The sequence below is a fragment of the Stutzerimonas stutzeri genome, assembly GCF_018138085.1.
GTDB classification, from domain to species: domain Bacteria; phylum Pseudomonadota; class Gammaproteobacteria; order Pseudomonadales; family Pseudomonadaceae; genus Stutzerimonas; species Stutzerimonas stutzeri_AI.
Genome location: NZ_CP073105.1, coordinates 424,616 through 446,576 on the forward strand (window position 1 = coordinate 424,616; position 21,961 = coordinate 446,576).

A 21,961-nucleotide genomic window follows, 5' to 3' on the forward strand; every position below is an offset into this window, starting at 1 on the left:
AGGCCGCCTTGGCACAAGCGCCATGCTCTTTGGCGCTCGTCAACCATGGTTCAGCACCCTGCGAGTCGCCTGGCTGGCTAAGCTTGCGGCACTGCCATATGGAGCTCGTCCATGAAGACCCTGACCGATCACCTGGCGCAATATGCGGCCTACCATCGCGATCCGCGGAATCTGCTCAGCCATTTCATCGGCATCCCAATGATCGTGTTCGCCGTTGCGGTGTTGCTGTCGCGCCCCGGCGCGCAGGTGTTCGGCCTATGGCTGAGTCCGGTGGTCCCGGTTGCGCTGCTGGCCTCGTCGTTCTATCTGCGGCTGGATCTGCGGTTCGGCCTGCTGATGACGGCGGTGCTGGCGCTCTGCGTCTGGGGCGGGGCGAAGCTGGCACAGCAGACCACGGCCGTCTGGCTGAGCGCAGGCGTCGGCTTGTTCGTGGTGGGCTGGATCATCCAGTTCGTCGGGCACTACTTCGAAGGGCGCAAACCCGCGTTCGTCGATGATCTGGTCGGGCTGATCATCGGGCCGTTGTTCGTTGCGGCCGAGCTGGGCTTCATGCTCGGCCTGCGGCAACCGGTGCGTCAGGCCATCGAGGCGCGAGTCGGGCCGGTAAGGCTGCGACAGCGGTCGGTCGATGCCTGACGGTCGAGGGCACGCTCAGTTCGCCGCCGCATTGGCGGAGAGCGCCATCCACTGATCGCTGAGACTGCGCGCATGACGGTCGACCATGATCGGGGCGAACGGCCGGCCTGATGCGGTATTGAATGAATTGTTGCCGCTGTTCATGTCTTCGAGCGCTACCTTGAGGAAGTCCCAGCGGGTTTTCAGCTTGGCGACGGCGGGGTTCGATGCGCTGTCGAGTGCGGCAAGCTGCTCGTCGATAGACGGGACCAGGCGTCGTTCATCCTGTCCGAGATAGGTGTCCGGCTGTTCGCGGGCGGTCTCGAACGAGCCGACATAGGCACGGCTCAGGTATTGGACCGTCAGATATTCCACCTTGGCGGGCAGTTCGGCGCGAACATCAGCTCCCTGCTGGCTGCGTACCGCGGTCAGAAAGTCGCGCAGGGCCTTGCTCATCTGCAGCGGCCAGCCCCACGGCACATCATCTTCCTTACGGCCGAAGCCCGCGCCTTCGCGCAACGTGGCCTGAAGCGTCTGGTGCAGTTCGCGCAGTTCACTGCTGGCGCCGGGAAAGGAGTTGATCGCGTCCGCCAGTGCCTTGAGGTCACTTTCCATCCGGGCCAGGTGCGCTTTCTGGAAGCCTTCGCCGCGATAGAGCAGCAGGCTGCTGGTCGCCCGGTTGGCATGAATCTGCATGCTTTCCAGGGCTGTGAAGGTCTGCGCCTGGGCGGTGTTGATCAGCGATGGGAAGCAGCTGATGAGTAACGTCACCATCCATATCCATTTGCGATGATGCATGTCGCGCTCCTTTTTATTTTTATAGAAGCAGGTGCCGTATCGGCATGGGAGCGGCAGCGGACTGTCGCTGGCCTCTTGGTATCACACGAAGGGGCCAAATCAAGCGGCACGGCAATTTGGCTGGCAATCTTGGCCGGATCGCCATGCAACCGGGCGGCCGTGCCGATGTCGCTAGAGCATCCGCTCAAGGCCGATTACCCGACTGATCCAGGCGTTGAACCGTCGCCAGGTACCACCGGGTTCTTTCAACAGCACCTTGCGGTGATTGTCATCTTCAGCGATCCAGATCAGTCGTTCTCGGCCTTTGAGCCTAACCAACCGCACTTCGTAGCTCACCGCCGGCGAGGTACCTTCCAGTGTCAGCCGCTGCACTTCGCTGGCCAATTCCGCACTCTCGATCAGTACGCCAACTTCGGTGTTCCAGAGCACCGAGCGTGGATCGAAGTTCAAGGACCCGAGGAACACCTCCTGCCGATCGAACACTGCCGCCTTGCTGTGCAGACTGGACTCCGATTCACCGCCGAGGTTGTAGGACGGCTCCTGGTCGGGCTGCCGACGCAGCTCGAACAAGCGCACGCCCGCCTCGAGCAATGGCCGGCGATACGGGGCGTAACCACCATGAACGATCGGCACGTCGGTGGCCTCCAGCGAGTTGGTCAGAATCCGGATCGCGACGCCGTTCCTGGCCCGTTCGGTCAGGTAGTTCACCCCTTCCTCGGTAGGGACGAAGTAGGCCGATATCAGTGTCATTTCCCGGCTGACCGCATCCATGGTCGGCTGCAGGCGCGTGGTCAGCAGCAGGCGCTCGTCGGGGATGCCGCTCGCGTTGATCTTTTCCGGATGGTCCCAGAGCGCTTCACCGTGCGCCCATACCAGCCCGTGGAGCCACTCCTCCGGCGATGAGCCATCGAGTTCCGAAACCAGATGCTGGTAACGCTGCGGATCGCGCTGGCGATCGGCCCGTAAATAGCGGGTGATCTGCTGGCGCGCTTCGCTCAAGGCGTGCCGTCGGGGCGGGCTGCTCAGGAAGTGCTGAATGGGCACGCTGAGCGGATGGTTCCAGTACTGGTCGAAGCTGGTGGCCAGCTGGCGGGCGACCGGCCCCGCCGCGAGCAGGTCGAGATCGGTGAAGTTCAGCCCCTTGTCGGCATCGAAGTATTCATCGCCCAGGTTGCGACCCCCGACGATGGCCAGGCTGCTGTCTGCCAGCATCAATTTGTTATGCATGCGCCGATGCTGTTGCGAAAGGTGAAGCAGGCGGCCCAGAGAGCGCGTGACGATATTGCTGCGCCCCACGTGCAGCGGGTTGAACACGCGGACGAAGATATTCCGATGCGCGGCCAGCGTGGCGATCTGGTAATCGCTGCCATCGCTGGTGGTGTCATCGAGCAGTAGCCGGACCCTGACGCCACGGTCGGCCGCCGCGAGCAGCTCGTCGATCAAGGTGCGGGTGCTGATACCGTCATGGACGATGTAGTACTGCACGTCCAGGCTCGTTTCGGCTGCGCGGATCATCCTGACGCGCGCGGCGAAGGCTTCGGCGCTGGCCGGCAGCAGACGGAACCCCGAATACTCCGGCGGTTGGGTGGCGGCCAAGGCCGCGACGTGTCGGGTCAGCGATGATTCCTGACTGACCAGCGCATGCGAGGGGGGCGCGGATACCACCTGCCAGGCGCAGCCCGCCAGTGACAGGAGCGCGAGGAGCACCAGAAATATGCGCAAGAGTCCACTCCTTCAGGTCGTTATCGGTCCCTGCCGATTGGACGCCAGCGCAACGGTGAAATTCAGAACAGGTCCTTGAGCCGATACCAAAGCATGCCCAGCGCGAGCAGCGGCGAGCGCAGCCGTTGGCCTCCGGGGAACGTCGGGTGCGGCACGGCGGCGAACAGATCGAAGCGCCCCTGGGCCTGGCCGCTGATGGCTTCGGCAAGCAACCGACCGGCCAGGTGTGTGGCATTCAGGCCGTGCCCGGCGTAGGCCTGGGCGAAGTAGACGTTGGCGTGGTCGTCGAGCCGCCCGATCTGTGGCAGCCGGTTGGCACCGATGCCGATCATGCCGCCCCACTGAAAATCGATTCGAGTCCCCTGCAGCTGCGGGAACACCTTGAGCATCTTCGGTTGCATGTAGGCGGCGATGTCTTTCGGGTCTCGGCCGGAGTAATGGCAGGCACCGCCGAACAACAGTCGGCCATCGGCCGACAATCTAAAGTAGTCCAGCGCCACCCGCTGGTCGCAGACCGCCATGTTCTGCGGCAGCAGCTCCTTGGCCAGTGCCGCGGGCAGCGGCTCGGTGGCGATGACATAGCTGCCGGCCGGCAGCACCTTGCCGGACAGCTCTGGGTTGAGTCCTTGCAGATAGGCGTTGCAGGCCAACACCAGCTGGTCGGCCAGTACGCTGCCCTGGGCGGTACGCACCCGTACTTTCGGGCCGTACTCGATGCGTTCAACTGCCGATTGCTCGAACAGGCGGACGCCAAGGCTCTGCGCGGCCGTTGCCTCGCCAAGCGCCAGGTTGAGCGGGTGCAGATGGCCAGAGCCCATGTCGATCAGCCCGCCGAGGTAGCGATCCGAGCCAATCACCTCGCCCATCTCGTTCTGCGCCAGGCGTCGCAACGGGTGTGAGTAACCCAGACGCGTGAGATCCGCCAGGTCGGCGTCGAAGCCGTCCAGGTGACGCGGCTTGGTCGCCAGGTCGCAATAGCCCCAGGTCAGGTCGCAGTCGATGGCGTAGCGCTCGATGCGCTGGCGGACGATGTCGACGGCCTCGAAGCCCATGCGCTTGAGCGCATCGACCCCTTCGCTGCCGAGCACCGGCTGGAATTGCTCGACGTCATGGCCAACACCGCGAATCAGCTGCCCGCCGTTGCGCCCGCTGGCGCCCCAGGCGATCCGGTGCGCTTCGAGTAGCACCACCGAGAACCCCCGTTCGGCGAGTTCGATCGCCGTGTTGAGGCCGCTGAATCCTCCGCCAACGACACACACGTCGGCCTGCTGTTCGCCTTGCAGTGGGGCGAATTCGAGGGGGCGATTGGCGCTGGCGCCGTAGTAGGAGGGGGCGTGGTCGTGCCGGCGGTCGGCCGGTTGGCGGTTGGTCATGTTCGGGCCTTGGAGGGTTTGTCTGGCCGAAGGGTAGACCGGAGATCCGCGCCGACGCAAAAAAGCGCTTGAATCGCGGCGTGCGGCAACAGGGTGATACGAGACGTTGATGGAGCGGTCATACGACCAGCTTGCCGCCTGCCTGCGCTAGTCCGGTACCGGCAACTCCAGCGACTCCTTCACCTCCTCCATGACGATGTAGCTCTTCGATTCGCGCACGTGTGGCAGCTTGAGCAGGATGTCGCCCAGCAGCTTGCGGTAGGAGGCCATCTCAGAGATGCGCGCCTTGATCAGGTAGTCGAAGTCGCCGGACACCAGATGGCACTCCAGTACGTGCGGCAGCTTGAGCACGGCGCGGCGGAACTCCTCGAAGATATCGCCGGACTTGTAGGCCAGGCTGATCTCGACGAACACCAGCAGGCCGCCCTTCAGGTGTTGGGGGTTCAGCCGTGCGGTGTATCCCATGATGATGCCTTCCCGCTCCAGGCGTCTGACGCGCTCGGTGCAGGGCGTGGTGGACAGGCCGATGCGTTCGCCCAACTCGGTGAAGGGCATTCGTCCTTCAGCCTGAAGCAGGCGGAGGATCTGCCGATCGATTTTGTCCAGCTCGCGGCGGGTCTGATGCTTGGTTCTCATAGGCGCATCGCCTCCGTTGAAGGGCCTTCTGGCGTGAATTAATCGCAAATATAGCCGTTTATATAGCGAAAAACCCTGCCGGCAGCTTTCTATACTCCGCTTTAACAGTGATTCGAAAAAGCCTGGCAGTGAACGGGCGGGAGGCGATGATGCGTGTTCTGGTAATGGGTAGCGGCGTGATCGGCACCACCAGTGCCTACTATCTGGCGCGTGCGGGTTTCGACGTCGTGGTGGTCGACCGCCAGCCGGCCGTGGCCATGGAAACCAGCTTCGCCAACGCCGGCCAGGTATCGCCTGGCTATGCCTCGCCCTGGGCCGCGCCGGGCGTGCCACTGAAAGCCATGAAATGGCTGATGCAGCGTCACGCACCGCTGGCGATCAAGCTCACCGGCGATATCCAGCAATATCTGTGGATGGCGCAAATGCTGCGCAACTGCACGGCGGCGCGCTATGCAGTGAACAAGGAACGCATGGTGCGGCTGTCCGAGTACAGTCGCGACTGTCTCGACGAGTTGCGTGCCGAAACCGGCATCGACTACGAAGGCCGGCAGTGCGGTACCACCCAGCTGTTCCGTACCCAGGCGCAACTGGATAACGCGGCCAAGGATATCTCTGTGCTGGAGGCGTCCGGCGTGCCGTACGAGTTGCTCGACCGGGCCGGTATCGCTCGGGCCGAGCCGGCGCTCGCACGCGTTGCGGACAAGCTCAGCGGGGCGCTGCGCCTGCCCAACGACCAGACCGGCGATTGTCATATGTTCACCACCCGGCTGGCCGAGATGGCGCGTGGGCTCGGCGTGGAGTTTCGCTTCGAGCAGGACATCCAGCGGCTGGAGTTTTCCGGCGATCGTCTCGATGGCGTCTGGATCGGCGGCAAGCTGGAAAAAGCCGATCGCTACGTGCTGGCGCTGGGCAGCTACAGCCCGCAAATGCTCAAGCCGTTGGGCATCCATGCACCGGTCTACCCGCTGAAGGGCTATTCATTGACCGTACCGATCAGCAATCCGAGCATGGCGCCGGTATCGACGGTGCTCGATGAAACCTACAAGGTTGCCATTACCCGTTTCGATCAGCGGATTCGGGTCGGTGGCATGGCCGAAATCGCCGGGCACGACTTGTCGCTGAACCCGCGGCGGCGCGAAACCCTGGAGATGGTGGTGGGTGATCTTTTTCCGCTGGGCGGTGATCCGAGTCGCGCGGAGCTCTGGACCGGCTTGCGGCCGGCAACCCCGGACGGCACGCCGATCATCGGCGCGACGGCCTATCGCAACCTGTATCTGAACACGGGCCACGGTACTCTGGGCTGGACCATGGCCTGCGGATCGGGGCGTGTGCTCGCCGATCTGCTGGCGAACAAACGCACCCAGATCAGCACCGATGGTCTGGATATTTCCCGTTATGGCACCAGCAAGGAGTCCCGCAAACATGCCCATACAGCGCCTGCACACTGATGCGCGAATGAGTCAGATCGTCATCCACCGTGGCACGGTCTATCTGGCCGGCCAGGTGGGTGAAGACCTGAGCGCCGGTATCGAGCAGCAAACCCGTGAAACCCTCGAGAATATTGAACGGCTGCTGCGCCAGGCGGGGACCGACAAGCAGCACATCCTTTCGGTCACCATCTACCTGAAGGACATCGAAGCCGATTTTGCCGGCATGAATGCCGTCTGGGACAGCTGGCTGCCCACCGGGGTCGCCCCGGCACGCGCCACAGTCGAAGCCAGGTTGTGCGAGCCGGAGATTCTGGTTGAACTCTCGGTGGTGGCTGCACTGCCGGACTGATAGCGCTTTGGCCGCATAGTCATCGGCAATTCGTCCTGATGTGTTGAAAATAGCGAACGCCCTCGCCATCATAGCGACCTATGTTTATCGCGCTTGATTGGGAGGCTCCCCTATTGGACGTCGGCGTTCGACTGCAAACCATCCGCAAACTCAAAGGCCTTTCCCAGCGTGAGCTAGCCAAGCGTGCGGGCGTTACCAACAGCACGATCTCGATGATCGAGAAGAACAGCGTCAGCCCTTCGATCAGTTCGCTGAAGAAGGTCCTGGGCGGCATTCCGATGTCGCTGGTCGAGTTCTTCTCGCCCGATTTCGAGCAGGAGAGTGACACCCAGGTCGTTTACAAGGCGGGCGAGCTGATCGATATTTCCGACGGCGCGGTGAGCATGAAGCTCATCGGCAAGGCGCACCCGGGCAGGGCGATCGCCTTTCTCTCCGAGACCTACCCGCCGGGGGCAGATACCGGTACGGACATGCTGGCGCATCAGGGCGAAGAGGCCGGCATGCTGGTGGAGGGACGGTTGGAACTGACGGTGAATGGTCAGACCTATGTGCTCGAGACCGGTGATAGCTACTACTTCGACAGCAACAAACCGCATCGCTTCCATAATCCATTCGATACGCCGGCCAAGCTGATCAGCGCAACCACGCCAGCCAATTTCTGATTGGCGCATGCGAATCGGCACGCGGTGCGACACAAGGTCGCTGGCATGGGCTGCGCGACATGGGTTGTTTCGGCAAGCATGGCTTGCCGCTATACTAGCCGCCGCTCGCGTTACCGTGGCCGCGGGCGTGTCTAGCCACATGAGGGTGTAAGGTGAACCTGATTAAGAAGATCCTGGTAGCACAGACTGCCGTAGTGGCCCTGTGGGCAGTGAGCGCTCAGGCTGCGACCAACGATGACATCGCCGAACGGCTCAAGCCGGTGGGCGAAGTTTGTATTCAAGGTGAAGAATGCGCAGCGGCTGGCCCTGCTGCTGCGGCAGCCGGTGGTGCCGCGCGTAGTGGCGAGGCCGTCGTCGGCAAGTTCTGTGGCGCTTGCCACGGCTCCGGCCTGCTGAATTCGCCGAAAGTCGGCGATACCGCTGCCTGGAAAGAGCGCGCCGACGCGCGTGGTGGCATCGACGGCCTGCTCAAGCACGCCATCAGCGGCTTCAACGCCATGCCGCCGAAAGGCACCTGTGCTGATTGCTCGGACGACGAACTGCTCGCCGCCATCAAGCACATGTCCGGTCTCTGAGTTCAGCCGGGCACACGAGCCGCCTTCGGGCGGCTTTGTCGTTTTCGGTGGGGAGAAAAGCCGCGGGACGCCGGGTCGAATCTTGAAACCCGTTCCTGGGCTGCGGCGACGCTGGCCCAGGCAAGCCGATGAGGTGTCCATGCCCAGTTCCTCCCCGCAACCCGAGCAGCTGCACTTTGCCAGCGATGGCCGCACGCCGAACAGCCCGCACCCGGTCCTGGTATACCGCCAGCTGCCGTTAGCCGATGGCGACTATGCCGGCGCGTTCGAGAACTTGTTCGACAGTCACCTGTGGCCGGCTCAGTGGCGCGCCGGTGTCTATGACTATCACCACTATCACTCCACGGCGCACGAGGTGCTGGGTGTGTCGCGGGGCTCGGCGCGGCTGATGCTCGGTGGCGAGCACGGCCAGGAAGTCGAGGTGCGTGCGGGAGACGCACTGGTGTTGCCGGCCGGTACCGGTCATTGCCAGCTCAGCGCCAGCGACGACTTCGAAGTGGTGGGTGGCTACCCGGTCGACCAGCAATACGATCTGCTGCGCCCGGATGAAGCCAGCCATGACGAGGCGCAGGCACGCGCGCTAAAGGTCGGTGTGCCGGCCAGCGATCCGGTTGCCGGCACCCAGGGGGCGCTGGTCGATCTGTGGCGTAAGGAGTAGCGCGGGGCGCTTACTCGACGAATACGACCTGGCCGTCGCTGAGCGCGGCGACCCGGGCCAGCGATTCGACACGAAAGCCCGCTTCTTCCAATTCCTGCCGGCCCGCCTGGAACGACTTTTCGATGACGATACCCAGCCCGGCGATGCTCGCACCGGCCTGCTGGATGATTGAGATCAGCCCCTTGGCCGCTTTGCCGTTGGCAAGAAAATCGTCGATGACCAGTACCCGGTCGCTCGGCGACAGATGGTTGGTGGAAATCGCGATAGTGCTCTCGACCTGCTTGGTGAAGGAATACACCGATGCGGTCAGCAGGTGGTCGGTCAATGTCAGCGACTGATGCTTGCGGGCGAAGATCACCGGTACGCCCAGCTCCAGGCCGGCCATGATCGCCGGTGCGATGCCCGACGCTTCGATGGTGACGATCTTGGTGATGCCCTCGTCGCGGAACCGGCGCGCAAATTCCTGACCGATCTGCTGCATCAGCACGGGGTCGATCTGGTGGTTCAGGAAAGCATCGACCTTGAGTACGCGGTCGGAGAGTACGATGCCTTCATTGCGGATCTTCTGTTTCAGCTGTTCCACGAACGCGCTACCTCAAGCGTGAGCGGCCGGATTTGCCTGACGAATCGGGGTTCCGAAAACCAGTTGGGCGCTGCGCCATGGAGGCGAGCGCCCAGCTCGTTTCGATCCAGCATCCGTTCGTCACTGCTTACCGCAGCCTGGAAAGCCGCGCATTCTCGCTCAAATCCGTGCCGCGGTCCAAGGGGCGTGTTCAGTCCGGTGTTTCTATCGACAGGCGGCGAAAGCGCGCCGCTTCGCCGTGGTGTTGGAGCACGACATGGCCTTCCGCGGCCTGGGCGAAGCGCGGATAGCCGCTGAACTTGCTACCGGCAATGCGCTCACGCAACGCCGGATCGTCGAGGCGATAGCGCAACACGCAGCGTCCGTTCAGCCAGTGCTCGACCTCGTCGCCCCGCACGCTCAACGCGGCTTCGACGAATCGTTCGGGCTCGATCGGCGTTTCCAGCTCAGGCGGCAGCAATCCGTACAGCGCACCGTTGCGCGTCCTGGGTTCGCGTCCGTCCGGGTGGCCCTGATCATCGAGCAGTTGCATCTCCGGACCGCTGTGCCAGCTCAGCTCCGCTGCCTCCTCGACCCGACAGAACAGCCCGGAATTTCCGGCTGCCGGCAGGGCGAATTCCAGGCGCAGCACGAAGTCGCGATAACGCTGCCGTGAGATCAGGTCGACGCGCCGCGTGCCGGCGACAGCCTGGAGTTCGTCGCCCGCCACGCGCCAGCAATCGTGGGGGAAGTCTGCGCCGTGCCAGCCGCGCCACTGGGATGCATCGAGTTGCTCGATCATGAGTTCATCCGAACAGCTGCTGTTTGCGGCGCAGCCAGCGGTAGCCGTAGCCGGTCAGGCGTAACCGCAGCGGGCTGCCGTGGGGTTGTTCGTAATCGCTGTCGGCCAGGACGTCGACCATGTCCTGCAGATCGTCGTCAGCGATCTCGACCTCGACCTCCCGGTCCGCCAGGTTCGCCAGCATCAGCACGGTCGAATCATTGTCGTGGCGGATGGCGAACACCGAAGGGCAACCCGTTTCGACCGCGCGATGCTTGCCGCCGCCGATCTCGCGCAGGCCGATGCGGGTGCGGATCATGGTCCCGGTCCGCGACAGCAGGGAGTCGTCGCGCAGGGTCTGGGCGTAGACGTTTCTCTGCTGGTAACCGAATTCGTCCCCATCGATCACCGGTGCGGCAAGTTGCTCGGAGTCCGCGCAGGAGAAGCCGGCGTTGGGTTCGTTGGACCATTGCATCGGTGTGCGTACCGCCAGGCGCTCGGGGCGTGACAGGTCATCCCCCATGCCGATCTCCTCGCCATAACGAACGATCGGCGTGCCGGGCAGCGCGAACAGCAGTGCATGGGCCATGGCGATGCGCCGTTCGTTGCCGTCGAGCATCGGTGCCAGGCGTCGGCGTATGCCGCGGTTGTAGGCGCGCATGTCGGGTTCGGGGGCGAAGGCCTGCATCACTTCTTCACGCTCGTCGTCGGTCAGGCGCTCGAGATCCAGCTCGTCGTGGTTACGCAGCCAGATGGCGTACTGCGCGCGTTCGGGCGGTTCCGGCTGGCTTTCCAAGGCTTGATGGAGAGGCGCTGCCTCGCTGCGTGCGAGCGCGAGGAAGAAGTGGTTGTTGGCCCAGAAATTCAGCAACAGGGTCAGCCTGTCGCCTTCGCCGAAATAGCCGCGGTACAGCTCCGGCTCCACGTCGACCTCACCCAGCAGCACCGCTTCGGGTCGACGCAGGGTGACGAAGTCGCGCATGTGTTCGAGCAGCCAATAACCGTCCTGATCGTCCCCGCCACCGGCCTGTTCGACGAGATGCGAAGCGGCGTCGACGCGGAATCCCGACACGCCAAGGCGCAGCCAGAAGGCAATGATCCGCTCGATCTCCTTGATCACCTTCGGGTTGCCCAGGTTGAGGTCGGGCTCATGGCTGTAGAACAGGTGGCGGTAGTACTGCCCAGCCTCTTCGTCCCAGGTCCAGACGCTTTTCTCCACGGTGGGAAAGATCGGCTCGATGCTGTCATCCGGCTCGTCGGCCCAGATGTAGAAGTCCCGGTAGGGCGATTGCCGGTCGCGCCGCGCTTCCTGGAACCAGCGATGCTCGGTCGAGGTGTGCTGCACCACCAGCTCGATCATCACGTGCAGACCCAGCTCCTCGGCCTTTTCCAGCAGGTAGACCACATCGGCGAGATCGCCGAAGCGAGGATCGACCTGCAAGTGGTCGCTGACGTCGTAACCGGCGTCACGGAACGGCGATTGGTAGAAGGGCATCAGCCAGATGGCCGTCGCGCCCAGGCCGCGGATATAGTCCAGGCGCTCGGTGATGCCGCGCAGGTCGCCGCAGCCGTCACCGTTGATGTCGAAGAAGAGTGACGGATCGATCTGATAGATCACCGCGTTGCGATACCAGAGTGGGCGCATGCTAAGTTCTCCGTTGGGCGCAGGATGACGGCCTGTCCGGGGTTCAGGCTGCCGCCATAGGGTTCGCCTTCGCCGACGCCGTCGCTGGCAACTTCCACTTGCCAATCACCGGCTTGCGGGTAGGCGTGGGTCTGCTCGGCGAAGTTGATGCAGACCAGCCGGCAGTCATCGCCGAGCTGCCTGCGATAGACCAGCACTTCGGGGTGCGAGGGCAGCTCTTCGAAGCTGCCATGGTGCAGTGCCGGACTGGCCTTGCGTGCCGCCAGCAGCCGTCGGTAAAGCGCGAACATCGAGTTGGCGGCGCCGGTCTGGCGTTCTGCGGCGAGCTCCTCGGCCTCTGGCGGAAAGGGCAGCCAGGGCTTGGCACCGCGCCAGCCGTGGGGCGGTTCGGCTTGCCAGGGAATGGGGGCGCGGCAGCCATCACGGCCACCGGGATCGACACGTGTTTCAGCGGTGATCTGCGCGTCTTCCAGGCCCAGCTCCTCGCCCTGATAGATGAACGGTGTACCGCGCAGCGTCAGCAACAGCACCGCCGCGGCGCGTGCGGCGTGTTCGGAGCCCTGGTAACGGCTGCGCTGACGCACGTTGTCGTGGTTGGACAACACCCAGGTTGGCCAGGCGCCGGCCGGCTGCAGCCAGTGCTCGACCTCGCGGATGCAGGTGCGAAACAGCACCGGGTCCCAGGGCGCATCGAGTGGGTTGAAGTTGAACGCCAGGTGCAGCTCGTCGCCCGCGCCGTAGTACTGCAGTACCCGCTCGGTGGAGCGAATGTTCACTTCGCCGACCAGCATGCGATCGCCGGGATAGCTGTCGACCAGCCGGCGCAAGCGGCGTAGCACTTCATGGCTGTACGGTTGATCGTTGAAGTCCGACAACGGCTGGCCGGCCTGGCAGCGCGGGTCGTCGGTGAAGCTTTCGTCCTTGCCGGTGCAATGGATGACATCGATGCGAAAGCCGTCGACGCCGCGGTCGAGCCAGAAGCGCAGCACGTCGTGCATCGCCTCGACCACCTCGGGGTTGCGCCAGTTAAGGTCCGGCTGCTTGGCCAGGAACAGGTGCAGGTAATACTGCTGGGTGTGCTCGTCCCAGGCCCAGGCACTGCCGGCGCCCAGCGCGGCACGCCAGTTGTTCGGTTGATCGCGCCAGATGTACCAGTCGCGCTTGGGGTTGTCCCTCGAGCTGCGCGACTCGACGAACCAGGGATGCTCGTCGGAGGTGTGGTTGGGCACGAAGTCCAGCAGCACGCGAATACCGCGGGCGTGAGCCTCGGCTATCAGCCGGTCGATATCGGCCAGCGTGCCGAATAGCGGGTCGATGTCGCAGTAGTCACTGATGTCGTAGCCGGCATCGGCCATCGGCGAGCGGAAGATCGGCGACAACCAGAGGGCGTCGACGCCCAGCTGTTGCAGATGATCGAGATGGTGCAGCACGCCGTTGAGGTCGCCGATGCCGTCACCGTTGCTGTCGGCGAAAGATCGCGGATAGATCTGGTAGAAGGTCGCACCTTTCCACCAGGGTGCTTGGGTTGACTCGCTCATGCTGGTCCCCTTTTCCGGTGTACGGCAGGTCCGGTGCAACGGGCCTGTGTGGTGTACGACCGACCAACGGTGTTCGGGTTTCCCCGGTTCGTTGATCTCCGTCGGACGGTACGGAACGCCACCGGCCATACTCCGACTAACGTGCATTGCCTCAACGACCCTGGGAGACCGCTATGTTGCGTATTGCCATCAATGGTTATGGCCGTATCGGCCGAGCCGTGTTGCGAGCCCTGTTCGAGCGAAACCTGGAAAACCAGATCCATATCGAAGCCATCAACGACCTCAGCGAGCGCGCGGCGATGGCGCACATGACGCGCTTCGACACCACCTTCGGGCGCTTCCACGGTCAGGTCGATCTGCACGACGACGTGATGCAGATCCGCGGCCAGTCGATCCGCCTGCTGCAAGAACGCGATCCTACGCAGCTACCCTGGAAGCAGCTGGGCGTCGACGTGGTGCTCGAGTGCACCGGCAAATTCAAGAAACGCGACATGATCGACCAGCACCTGCAGGCCGGCGCTCAGCGTGTGTTCGCCTCGCATCCGCTCGATGGCGCGGACCTGACCGTGGTCTACGGCGTCAACCATGAGCTGCTGGGCAGTCAGCGGGTGATTTCCAACGCGTCCTGCACCACCAACTGCCTGGCGCCGCTGGCCAAAGTCCTGCACGAGGCGGTGGGTATTCGCCAGGGCCTGCTCAACACCGTTCACTCCTACACCAACGACCAGAGCCTGCTGGACAAGGCGCACAAGGACCTCTACCGCGCCCGTGCCGCGGCCGAATCCATGATCCCCTCGACCACCGGCGCGGCGAAGGCCATCGGCCTGGTATTGCCCGAACTGGCCGGACGGCTGGACGGGCTGGCGGTGCGGGTGCCGACGCCGAATGTGTCGCTGGTGGACCTGACCTTCACCGCCGAACGCGCGCCGGGCAGTGTCGAGGCGATCAACCAGATCCTGCGCGAAGGCGCGCAGAAGATGCCGCTGGGGGTGATGGAGTGCAATGACCTGCCGCTGGTCTCGCGCGACTTCTTTGGCCATCCGACCTCGTGCGTGGCCGACCTCAGCCATACCCGCGTGCAGGGCGACCTGGTCAAGGTGCTGGCCTGGTACGACAACGAGTGGGCGTTCTCCAACCGCATGCTCGACGTCCTGCTGGCCTGGGGCGACGGCACGGCGCGGGCCAGTTAGAGGCGGACGCATGAACGAAGGCGAGAGCGTCTGGGCGCAACCGCTGGCTGATTTTCGCGCCGCGACGGCCGCCGGCAAGCCGACACCCGGTTGCGGCGCGGCGGCCGCCGTCACTGCCGACATCGGCCTGGCGCTGGTGGTGAAGGGATTGCGCATCAGCGAAGCCCACGGGTCCGAGCCGGCGCGCCTGCAAGTGCTTGAGGCCGCTGAAGCGCTGCTTGGCCGACCAGGGACCTTCGCCGATGACGATATGCAGGCGTTCGATGATTACCTGAGCGCTGCCCGTGACGGCGAAGCCGACGACAAGCAGGCGGCGGCGCGTCAGGCCTGTGCGGTGCCGCTGGCCCTGGCGCATTGCTGCCTGGAGGCGCTCGAACTCGCCGTCGCGGCCTGGCCCTGCACGGACGCCATCGTGCAAAGCGATGCCCGGGCCGGCGCTGTGCTCATCCACGCCGGGCTCAGTGCGGCGCTGATCAACGTCGATGCCGATATGACCAGCCTCGACGCCGCTGATGCCCGCGAGCAGGCCGGACGCACGCGGCAGCGCTTGCAGACCGAGGGTGACGCGCTATTGCAGCGGTTACTTGCCGTTGCGCGCTCCGCCGACAGCTAACGGCTAGCCGCGTGCGGGCGAGGGCGTCGCCACGTCTGCAACGCCAGTTCGCGAGCAAGGACTGGGCGTCCCCCTTGCCCCGAAAGCACATCGTGTTGATCCGATAACGAGAAAAAACGTCTCGTTTTAGGTTGACGCCTGCCTGCGTTGTTTCTAGTCTCGAAGCCAACTGAGACGAATGTTCTCAAAATAACAATCGAGACCTGAGCATTCCCCCTTCAAGCTGCTCGCGCATCTGCATCGTCTGGCCGCGTTGGCCATTGTCGGTCGCGAGTCGTGAACCCACCGGAGAACACCATGAGCCATCGCACCGTCCTGCCGCGTCTGATGGAAGTCGGCGCCGGCGCCAGCCAGCAGATCGTCTCCGTGCTGCACAATCTCGGCTGCAAGCGGCCGCTGATCGTCACCGACCGGATGATGGTGGAGCTGGGCTATGTCGCGCGGATCAGCGAGACATTGGCCAAGGCCGATATCCCCAGCGACTGCTTTGCCGACACCCTGCCGGAGCCGACCGCCGCCTCGATCAGGGCCGGCGTCGACATGGTGCGCGCGGGCAGCTACGACTCGATCATTGCGCTGGGTGGTGGCAGCCCCATCGATTCGGCCAAGGCCATCGGCATCCTCGGCAAGTTCGGCGGCGAGATGCGCGACTACCGCTTCCCGCGTGATGTCAGCGAAGCCGGTCTGCCGCTGATCGCCATCCCGACCACGGCGGGCACCGGCTCGGAAGCCACACGCTTCACCATCATCACCGACGAGACCAGCGACGAGAAAATGCTCTGCGCCGGCCTCGGCTTCATGCCGGTGGCCGCGCTGATCGACTTTGAGCTGACCCTGTCGCTGCCGCCGCGGGTGACCGCCGATACCGGCATCGATGCGCTGACCCACGCCATCGAAGCCTATGTCAGCCGCAAGGCCAGTCTTTACAGCGATGCGCAGGCACTGCAGGCCATGCGCCTGCTGGCACCGAACCTGCGTGCCGCCTACCACGAGCCCGGCAATCGTCAGGCTCGCGAGGCGATGATGCTCGGCGCGACCCTGGCGGGCATCGCCTTCTCCAACGCCTCGGTGGCGCTGGTGCATGGCATGAGCCGGCCGATCGGTGCCTTCTTCCATGTGCCGCACGGCTTGTCCAACGCCATGCTGCTGCCGGCGATCACTGCGTTTTCGATTCCCGCGGCGCCCGAGCGCTATGCCGACTGTGCCCGCGCCATGGGCGTGGCGGCGCAGACCGACAGCGTCGAAGCCGCCAACGAGAAACTGTTGGACGAGCTGCGCGCGATCAATCAGGAGCTGCAGGTGCCCAGCCCCGAACAGTTCGGCATCAGCCGCGAGCGCTTTTTCAGCCTGCGCGAAACCATGGCCAGGCAGGCGCTGGCCTCGGGTTCGCCCGGCAACAACCCGCGCGTGCCCAGCGAAGCGGAAATCATCGACCTCTACGAAACCGTCTGGAACCAGGAGTGAGCCCATGCAGACCCTCGGCAACCTGATCAACAACGAGGCCGTCGCGGGCCGCTCCGAACGCCACGCGACCGTCTACAACCCGGCCACCGGCGAGCCGCGACTATACGTATCGCTGTCCTCGGCAGATGAAACCCGTGAGGCCATCGCCGCCGCCCAGGCTGCATTCGAAGGCTGGGCGAAGACGCCAACGCTGGTGCGCGCCCGCGTCATGTTCCGCTTCAAGGCCTTGCTCGAAGCGCGTCGCGACGACGTCGCACGGCTGATCTCGCTGGAGCACGGCAAGGTCTTCTCCGACGCCCAGGGTGAAGTCACCCGCGGCCTGGAAGTGGTGGAGTTCGCCTGCGGCATTCCACATCTGCTCAAGGGTGAGTTCTCGTCCAACGTCGGCCGCGACATCGATTCCAACTCATTGATGCAGCCGTTGGGTGTTTGCGTCGGCATCACCCCGTTCAACTTCCCGGCGATGGTGCCGCTGTGGATGCTGCCGGTGGCCATCGCCTGCGGCAATACCTTCGTCCTCAAACCATCGGAAAAGGACCCGAGCGCGACCCTGCTGCTCGGTGAATTGCTGGCCGAAGCCGGACTGCCGGCGGGCGTGCTGAACATCGTCAACGGCGACAAGGAAGCGGTGGACGTGCTGCTGACCGACGAGCGCGTGCAATCGGTGAGCTTCGTCGGCTCGACGCCGATTGCCGAGTACATCTACAGCACCGCATCGGCGCACGGCAAACGTTGCCAGGCCCTGGGCGGCGCGAAGAACCACATGGTGATCATGCCCGACGCCGATCCCCAGCAAGTGGTCAGCTCGTTGATGGGCGCCGCCTATGGTTCGGCCGGCGAGCGTTGCATGGCGATCTCGGTGGCGCTCTGCGTCGGTGACGAGGTGGCCGACAATCTGGTCGAGATGCTCAAGGGCGAGATCAGCCAGATGCGCACTGGCCCCGGCACGGGCGTCGAGCCCGAACCGCACATGGGTCCGCTGGTCACCCGCGAGCATCAGCAGAAGGTCGTCAGCTATATCGACCTGGGCGTGGAAGAAGGCGCGACGCTGGTCTGTGACGGCCGTGGACTGACGGTTGAAGGCTACGAGAACGGCTTCTATGTCGGCCCGACGCTGTTCGACCGGGTAACGCCGCAGATGCGCATCTACAAAGAGGAGATCTTCGGCCCGGTGCTGGCCGTGGTGCGGGTGCAGTCCTTCGACGAGGCATTGAAGCTGGTCAACGATCACGAATTCGGCAACGGCACCTCGATCTTCACCCGTGATGGCGACACCGCGCGGCAGTACGAGGAAGAGGTCAAGGTCGGCATGGTCGGCGTCAACGTGCCGATCCCGGTGCCCATGGCGTTCCACTGTTTCGGCGGCTGGAAGCGCTCGATCTTCGGCCCGCTGAACATGCACGGCCCGGACGGCGTGCGTTTCTTCACCCGGATGAAGACCGTGACCCGGCGCTGGCCGACCGGCATTCGTGCCGGGGCGGACTTCTCGATGCCGACGATGAAATAGGCGGCGCGTCGTGGGACGGTTATCCAGGCAACGACCGGTGCTGGACCCGTTTCATTTCGATTAAGCTTCGCCGCCCTTCGGGGCGGCTGTTTTATTCATCTACCGCAACGGGCTTCGCCATGCGCAGTACCCCTCGTGAAAAAGGCTCTTCCATCACCCGTGTGCTGGAAATCATCGAAGCCGTGGCCGGTGCCGCAGAGCCACTGACGCCGAGTGCCTTGGCGGAAAAACTGGACATCCCCAAGGCCAGCGCCCATCGCCTGGTTCAGACGCTGGAGAAGGAAGGCTTTCTGCAGTTCGGCCTGCGCGGCGGCCTGCTGCCGGGCGATCGGCTGCACGCCACTGCGGTGAACATTCTTGGCAGCGGCCGGCACAAGGCCTTGCGTCAGGCGATCCTGCGTCAGCTGTCCGATGAAATCGGCGAAACCTGCGGCCTCTCCGTGCCGGATGGTCTGGACATGCTCTACTTCGATCGGGTGCAGACCAACTGGCCGCTGCAGATCAACCTGCCCATCGGCAGCCACACGCCGCTCTGGTGCACCGCCAGCGGCAAGCTCTATCTCGCTTCGCTGCCCGACGATCAGCTCGAACGCATCCTGCCGCGCCTGCCGATTCGCCAGCTGGCGCGTAATACCCTGACTGACCTCAGCGCCTTGCGCGACGACCTGGTGCGGATTCGTGAAGAGGACCTGGCTACCGATTCGGAGGAATTCATCGATGGCATGGTCGCCTGCGCCGTGCCGGTGCGCGATGGCCGCGGCGAGCTGAGCGCCTGCCTGTTCACCCATGCGCCAGTGATTCGCTGTTCGATGGAATCCTTGCTGGCCTTCGTGCCGCGCCTGCGCGCGGCGGCCGGAGAACTGGAGGCGATTGTCAGCGGTTGAAGGGCGAACTGCTCGGATTTAGACCTTGGCAGTCCTTCGGCCTGCATTCGCCGCGGGGTCGCGGCTCCCACGAAAGCGTCGTGTACCGGTGGGAGCGTCGCCCTCGGCGCGAAGCTTTTCAGGCTTCGGTAGTAGGGTGGATGACGCTCTTTTCATCCAGCGTGCTCTCCCCCGATGGGCCGCCACCCCGGTGGATCGCCACCCTGGTGGATCGGTGAAGCGTGATCCACCCTACAGCTGCTCGGATTGCGAGCTCGGCAGGCCTTCGGCCTGCATTCGCCGCGGGGTCGCGGCTCCCACGAAAGCGTCGTGTACCGGTGGGAGCGCCGACCTCGGCACGAAGCTTTTCAGGCTGCGGTCGTAGGGTGGATGACGCTCTTTTCATCCACCGTGCTCTCCCCCGATGGGCCGCCACCCCGGTGGATCGCCACCCTGGTGGATCGGTGAAGCGTGATCCACCCTACAGCTGCTCGGATTGCGAGCTCGGCAGGCCTTCGGCCTGCATTCGCCGCGGGGTCGCGGCTCCCACGAAAGCGTCGTGTACCGGTGGGAGCGCCGACCTCGGCACGAAGCTTTTCAGGCTGCGGTCGTAGGGTGGATGACGCTCTTTTCATCCACCGTGCTCTCCCCCGATGGGCCGCCACCCCGGTGGATCGCCACCCTGGTGGATCGGTGAAGCGTGATCCACCCTACAGCTGCTCGGATTTCGACCTCGGCAGTCCTTCGGCCTGCATTCGCCGCGGGGTCGCGGCTCCCACGAAAAGCGTCGTGTGCCGGTGGGAGCGTCGCCCTCGGCGCGAAGCTTTTCAGGCTTCGGTCGTAGGGTGGATGTCGCTCTTTCCATCCACCGTGCGCTGCTTCGGAGGATCGTCATCCGGTGGGCCGCCACCCCGGTGGATCGGTGAGGCGTGATCCACCCTACGCATCCTGGAGCCGGGAAGCGTCGCTACTTCTTCAACATCGCCCGCATTGCTGCCAGCGCGTCGTTTCCGCGGGCTGCCTTGACCTCTACCGGCGCGTCTTCCTGGCCTTCCCAGACCAGGTCTTCGGGCGGTAGCTCGTCGAGGAAGCGGCTCGGCGTGCAGTCGATCACCTCGCCGTATTGCTTGCGTTTGGCGGCGAAGGTCAGCGCCAGGTTGCGCTTGGCGCGGGTGATGCCGACGTAGGCCAGGCGCCGCTCTTCCTCGATGGTGTCGGCCTCGATGCTGGAGCGGTGGGGCAGGATTTCCTCCTCGAAGCCGATGATGTACACCGAGGGGAATTCCAGGCCCTTGGAGGCGTGCATGGTCATCATCTGCACGCCCTCGGCGCCTTCTTCCTCTTCCTGCTGGCGTTCGAGCATGTCGCGCAGGACCAGCTTGCCGATGGCGTCCTCGATGGTCATGTCGCCGTCTTCGTCCTTTTCCAGCGTGCTCTTCAGCGCGTCGACGAGGAACCAGACGTTGCCCATACGCGCGTCGGCCACCTTGTCACTGGAGGCGTTCTGGCGCAGCCAGTTCTCGTAGTCGATGTCCATCACCATGCTGCGGATGGCGGCGATCGGTTCGTTGACCACGCACTGCTGGCGGACGTTGTCCATCCAGTGCTTGAAGCGCGACAGGCGCTCGGCGTAACGGCTGTCGAGATGTGCGCCGAGGCCGATCTCGTCGGAAGCGGCGTACATAGAGATGCCGCGTTCGCTGGCGTAGTTGCCGAGCTTTTCCAGGGTGGTGGAACCGATCTCACGGCGCGGCACGTTGATCACCCGCAGGAAGGCGTTGTCATCGTCAGGGTTGACCAGCAGGCGGAAGTAGCTCATCAGGTCCTTGACCTCCTGGCGGGCGAAGAAGCTGGTGCCGCCGGACAGGCGATAGGGAATCTGGTGGTGTTGCAACTTCAGCTCCATCAGCTTGGCCTGGTAGTTGCCGCGATAGAGGATGGCGAAGTCGCTGTAGGGGCGCTGGGTGCGCAGGTGCTCGGTAAGGATCTCCAGCGCCACGCGCTCGCACTCGGCGTCCTCGTTGCGGGTGCGGATCACGCGGATTTCGTCGCCATGGCCCATCTCCGACCACAGCTGCTTCTCGAACACGTGCGGGTTGTTGGCGATGAGGATGTTGGCGCACTTGAGAATGCGGCTGGTGGAGCGGTAGTTCTGCTCCAGCATCACCACTTTCAAGGACGGGTAGTCCTCTTTGAGCAGCATCAGGTTTTCCGGGCGCGCGCCACGCCAGGCATAGATCGACTGGTCGTCGTCGCCGACCACGGTGAACTGGTTGCGCATGCCCACCAACAGCTTCACCAGCAGGTACTGGCTGGCGTTGGTGTCCTGGTATTCGTCGACCAGCAGGTAGCGGATGCGGTTCTGCCACTTCTCCAAAATGTCGGCGTGCTCCTGGAAGAGCTTCACCGGCAGCAGAATCAGGTCGTTGAAGTCCACCGCGTTGTACGCCTTGAGCGTGCGCTGGTAGTGCAGGTAGACGATGGCGGCGGTCTGCTCCTTCGGGTTGCGGGCGTTGGCGAGCGCCTCGTCGGGCAGGATCAGGTCGTTCTTCCAGCTGTCGATGTAGTTCTTGATCTCGTCGGCACCGTCATCGCCGGAATACTCCTTCTGCATGATGTCGGTGAGCAGCGCCTTGATGTCGCCGTCATCGAAGATCGAGAAGCCGGGCTTGTAGCCCAGGCGCGCGTATTCCTTCCGGATGATGTTCATGCCCAGGTTGTGGAAGGTGGACACGGTCAGGCCGCGTGCCTCGGCGCCCTTGAGCAGCGTGCCGACGCGCTCCTTCATTTCGCGCGCGGCCTTGTTGGTGAAGGTCATGGCGACGATATGGCGGGCCTGGATGCCGCACTGCTGCACCAGATAGGCGATCTTGCGGGTGATCACGCTGGTCTTGCCGGAGCCGGCGCCGGCGAGCACCAGCAGGGGGCCGCCGACGTAGTTCACGGCTTCCTGCTGCCGGGGGTTGAGTCGGGACATTCT

Annotated in this window: 20 protein-coding genes; 11 read left to right on the forward strand and 9 right to left on the reverse strand. The window is 64.1% G+C overall.

The window, feature by feature from the left end; translation table 11 throughout:
- Positions 1 to 111 precede the first annotated feature (111 nt).
- On the forward strand, positions 112 to 636 hold the full coding sequence (locus tag KCX70_RS02070) for a DUF962 domain-containing protein (RefSeq protein WP_102846425.1): 525 nt from the start codon (positions 112 to 114) through the stop codon (positions 634 to 636).
- A gap of 15 nt (positions 637 to 651) precedes the next feature.
- Here the strand turns inward: KCX70_RS02070 and KCX70_RS02075 are convergent, their stop codons facing one another.
- The 4 genes from KCX70_RS02075 to KCX70_RS02090 all read right to left on the reverse strand — a co-directional run bounded on the left by KCX70_RS02075 (position 652) and on the right by KCX70_RS02090 (position 5,144).
- Positions 652 to 1,413, reverse strand: coding sequence for a hypothetical protein (locus KCX70_RS02075; protein WP_102846426.1), 762 nt, complete (start codon positions 1,411 to 1,413; stop codon positions 652 to 654).
- Positions 1,414 to 1,584: 171 nt separating this feature from the next.
- Complete coding sequence (locus KCX70_RS02080) at positions 1,585 to 3,135, reverse strand: phospholipase D family protein (RefSeq protein WP_212619133.1); 1,551 nt, start codon at positions 3,133 to 3,135, stop codon at positions 1,585 to 1,587.
- A gap of 62 nt (positions 3,136 to 3,197) precedes the next feature.
- Positions 3,198 to 4,508 carry an NAD(P)/FAD-dependent oxidoreductase gene (locus KCX70_RS02085; protein WP_212619134.1) on the reverse strand — a complete coding sequence of 437 codons (1,311 nt, stop codon included), beginning with the start codon at positions 4,506 to 4,508 and terminating at the stop codon, positions 3,198 to 3,200.
- 147 nt (positions 4,509 to 4,655) lie between these two features.
- Positions 4,656 to 5,144 (reverse strand): Lrp/AsnC ligand binding domain-containing protein, encoded by a 489-nt coding sequence (locus KCX70_RS02090; protein ID WP_021207170.1) that lies wholly within the window; start codon positions 5,142 to 5,144, stop codon positions 4,656 to 4,658.
- Between the two features lie 149 nt (positions 5,145 to 5,293).
- On the opposite strand from KCX70_RS02090, the gene dadA reads away from it, so the two are divergent.
- The 5 genes from dadA (at position 5,294) to KCX70_RS02115 (ending at position 8,818) form a co-directional block, all read left to right on the forward strand.
- Complete coding sequence (gene dadA, locus KCX70_RS02095) at positions 5,294 to 6,592, forward strand: D-amino acid dehydrogenase (protein ID WP_212619135.1); 1,299 nt, start codon at positions 5,294 to 5,296, stop codon at positions 6,590 to 6,592.
- On the forward strand, positions 6,567 to 6,923 hold the full coding sequence (locus KCX70_RS02100; protein WP_021207168.1) for a RidA family protein: 357 nt from the start codon (positions 6,567 to 6,569) through the stop codon (positions 6,921 to 6,923). Before dadA ends, KCX70_RS02100 begins: the two co-directional genes overlap by 26 nt.
- Positions 6,924 to 7,036: 113 nt before the next feature.
- Positions 7,037 to 7,585 (forward strand): cupin domain-containing protein, encoded by a 549-nt coding sequence (locus tag KCX70_RS02105; RefSeq protein ID WP_021207167.1) that lies wholly within the window; start codon positions 7,037 to 7,039, stop codon positions 7,583 to 7,585.
- Between the two features lie 152 nt (positions 7,586 to 7,737).
- Entirely contained in the window at positions 7,738 to 8,160 is a 423-nt protein-coding gene (locus KCX70_RS02110; RefSeq protein ID WP_021207166.1) for a c-type cytochrome, read from the forward strand.
- Between the two features lie 139 nt (positions 8,161 to 8,299).
- Entirely contained in the window at positions 8,300 to 8,818 is a 519-nt protein-coding gene (locus tag KCX70_RS02115; RefSeq protein WP_212619136.1) for a cupin domain-containing protein, read from the forward strand.
- A gap of 10 nt (positions 8,819 to 8,828) precedes the next feature.
- On the opposite strand, the gene xpt is transcribed toward KCX70_RS02115, so the two are convergent.
- The 4 genes from xpt to KCX70_RS02135 form a co-directional block, all read right to left on the reverse strand.
- Positions 8,829 to 9,401, reverse strand: coding sequence for a xanthine phosphoribosyltransferase (gene xpt / locus KCX70_RS02120; protein ID WP_102846431.1), 573 nt, complete (start codon positions 9,399 to 9,401; stop codon positions 8,829 to 8,831).
- 190 nt (positions 9,402 to 9,591) lie between these two features.
- Positions 9,592 to 10,182, reverse strand: a complete 591-nt coding sequence (locus KCX70_RS02125) for a 3-keto-disaccharide hydrolase (RefSeq protein WP_212619137.1) — start codon at positions 10,180 to 10,182, stop codon at positions 9,592 to 9,594.
- Positions 10,183 to 10,186: 4 nt separating this feature from the next.
- Complete coding sequence (locus tag KCX70_RS02130) at positions 10,187 to 11,806, reverse strand: alpha-amylase family protein (RefSeq protein WP_212619138.1); 1,620 nt, start codon at positions 11,804 to 11,806, stop codon at positions 10,187 to 10,189.
- On the reverse strand, positions 11,776 to 13,344 hold the full coding sequence (locus tag KCX70_RS02135) for an alpha-amylase family glycosyl hydrolase (RefSeq protein WP_212619139.1): 1,569 nt from the start codon (positions 13,342 to 13,344) through the stop codon (positions 11,776 to 11,778). The genes KCX70_RS02130 and KCX70_RS02135 overlap by 31 nt, the downstream gene beginning before the upstream one ends.
- A gap of 173 nt (positions 13,345 to 13,517) precedes the next feature.
- Here KCX70_RS02135 and gap point away from each other — a divergent pair, with 173 nt between their 5' ends.
- The 5 genes from gap to KCX70_RS02160 all read left to right on the forward strand — a co-directional run bounded on the left by gap (position 13,518) and on the right by KCX70_RS02160 (position 19,002).
- The gene (gap, locus tag KCX70_RS02140) at positions 13,518 to 14,534 is read left to right on the forward strand and encodes a type I glyceraldehyde-3-phosphate dehydrogenase (RefSeq protein WP_212619140.1); all 1,017 of its coding nucleotides are present in this window, start codon (positions 13,518 to 13,520) and stop codon (positions 14,532 to 14,534) included.
- 10 nt (positions 14,535 to 14,544) lie between these two features.
- Complete coding sequence (locus KCX70_RS02145; RefSeq protein ID WP_212619141.1) at positions 14,545 to 15,147, forward strand: cyclodeaminase/cyclohydrolase family protein; 603 nt, start codon at positions 14,545 to 14,547, stop codon at positions 15,145 to 15,147.
- Between the two features lie 297 nt (positions 15,148 to 15,444).
- A complete protein-coding gene (locus KCX70_RS02150; protein WP_212619142.1) occupies positions 15,445 to 16,611 on the forward strand; it encodes an iron-containing alcohol dehydrogenase in 1,167 nt (388 codons plus the stop codon).
- A gap of 4 nt (positions 16,612 to 16,615) precedes the next feature.
- Positions 16,616 to 18,118, forward strand: a complete 1,503-nt coding sequence (locus KCX70_RS02155) for a CoA-acylating methylmalonate-semialdehyde dehydrogenase (protein WP_212619143.1) — start codon at positions 16,616 to 16,618, stop codon at positions 18,116 to 18,118.
- A 119-nt stretch (positions 18,119 to 18,237) separates the two neighbouring features.
- The gene (locus KCX70_RS02160; protein ID WP_102851626.1) at positions 18,238 to 19,002 is read left to right on the forward strand and encodes an IclR family transcriptional regulator; all 765 of its coding nucleotides are present in this window, start codon (positions 18,238 to 18,240) and stop codon (positions 19,000 to 19,002) included.
- Between the two features lie 946 nt (positions 19,003 to 19,948).
- Here KCX70_RS02160 and rep read toward each other — a convergent pair.
- Entirely contained in the window at positions 19,949 to 21,958 is a 2,010-nt protein-coding gene (rep, locus tag KCX70_RS02165) for a DNA helicase Rep (RefSeq protein ID WP_102851625.1), read from the reverse strand.
- Positions 21,959 to 21,961: the final 3 nt, after the last annotated feature.

Bases quoted from the DNA above. Each gene is read 5' to 3' on its own strand.
- KCX70_RS02155 (WP_212619143.1), top strand. From the start codon at position 16,616: ATGCAGACCCTCGGCAACCTGATCAACAACGAGGCCGTCGCGGGCCGC.
- KCX70_RS02125 (WP_212619137.1), bottom strand. From the start codon at position 10,182: ATGATCGAGCAACTCGATGCATCCCAGTGGCGCGGCTGGCACGGCGCA.
- KCX70_RS02145 (WP_212619141.1), top strand. From the start codon at position 14,545: ATGAACGAAGGCGAGAGCGTCTGGGCGCAACCGCTGGCTGATTTTCGC.
- KCX70_RS02130 (WP_212619138.1), bottom strand. From the start codon at position 11,806: ATGCGCCCACTCTGGTATCGCAACGCGGTGATCTATCAGATCGATCCG.
- dadA (WP_212619135.1), top strand. From the start codon at position 5,294: ATGCGTGTTCTGGTAATGGGTAGCGGCGTGATCGGCACCACCAGTGCC.
- KCX70_RS02075 (WP_102846426.1), bottom strand. From the start codon at position 1,413: ATGCATCATCGCAAATGGATATGGATGGTGACGTTACTCATCAGCTGC.
- KCX70_RS02150 (WP_212619142.1), top strand. From the start codon at position 15,445: ATGAGCCATCGCACCGTCCTGCCGCGTCTGATGGAAGTCGGCGCCGGC.
- KCX70_RS02100 (WP_021207168.1), top strand. From the start codon at position 6,567: ATGCCCATACAGCGCCTGCACACTGATGCGCGAATGAGTCAGATCGTC.
- KCX70_RS02135 (WP_212619139.1), bottom strand. From the start codon at position 13,344: ATGAGCGAGTCAACCCAAGCACCCTGGTGGAAAGGTGCGACCTTCTAC.
- rep (WP_102851625.1), bottom strand. From the start codon at position 21,958: ATGTCCCGACTCAACCCCCGGCAGCAGGAAGCCGTGAACTACGTCGGC.
- gap (WP_212619140.1), top strand. From the start codon at position 13,518: ATGTTGCGTATTGCCATCAATGGTTATGGCCGTATCGGCCGAGCCGTG.
- KCX70_RS02085 (WP_212619134.1), bottom strand. From the start codon at position 4,508: ATGACCAACCGCCAACCGGCCGACCGCCGGCACGACCACGCCCCCTCC.
- KCX70_RS02070 (WP_102846425.1), top strand. From the start codon at position 112: ATGAAGACCCTGACCGATCACCTGGCGCAATATGCGGCCTACCATCGC.
- KCX70_RS02160 (WP_102851626.1), top strand. From the start codon at position 18,238: ATGCGCAGTACCCCTCGTGAAAAAGGCTCTTCCATCACCCGTGTGCTG.
- KCX70_RS02090 (WP_021207170.1), bottom strand. From the start codon at position 5,144: ATGAGAACCAAGCATCAGACCCGCCGCGAGCTGGACAAAATCGATCGG.
- KCX70_RS02115 (WP_212619136.1), top strand. From the start codon at position 8,300: ATGCCCAGTTCCTCCCCGCAACCCGAGCAGCTGCACTTTGCCAGCGAT.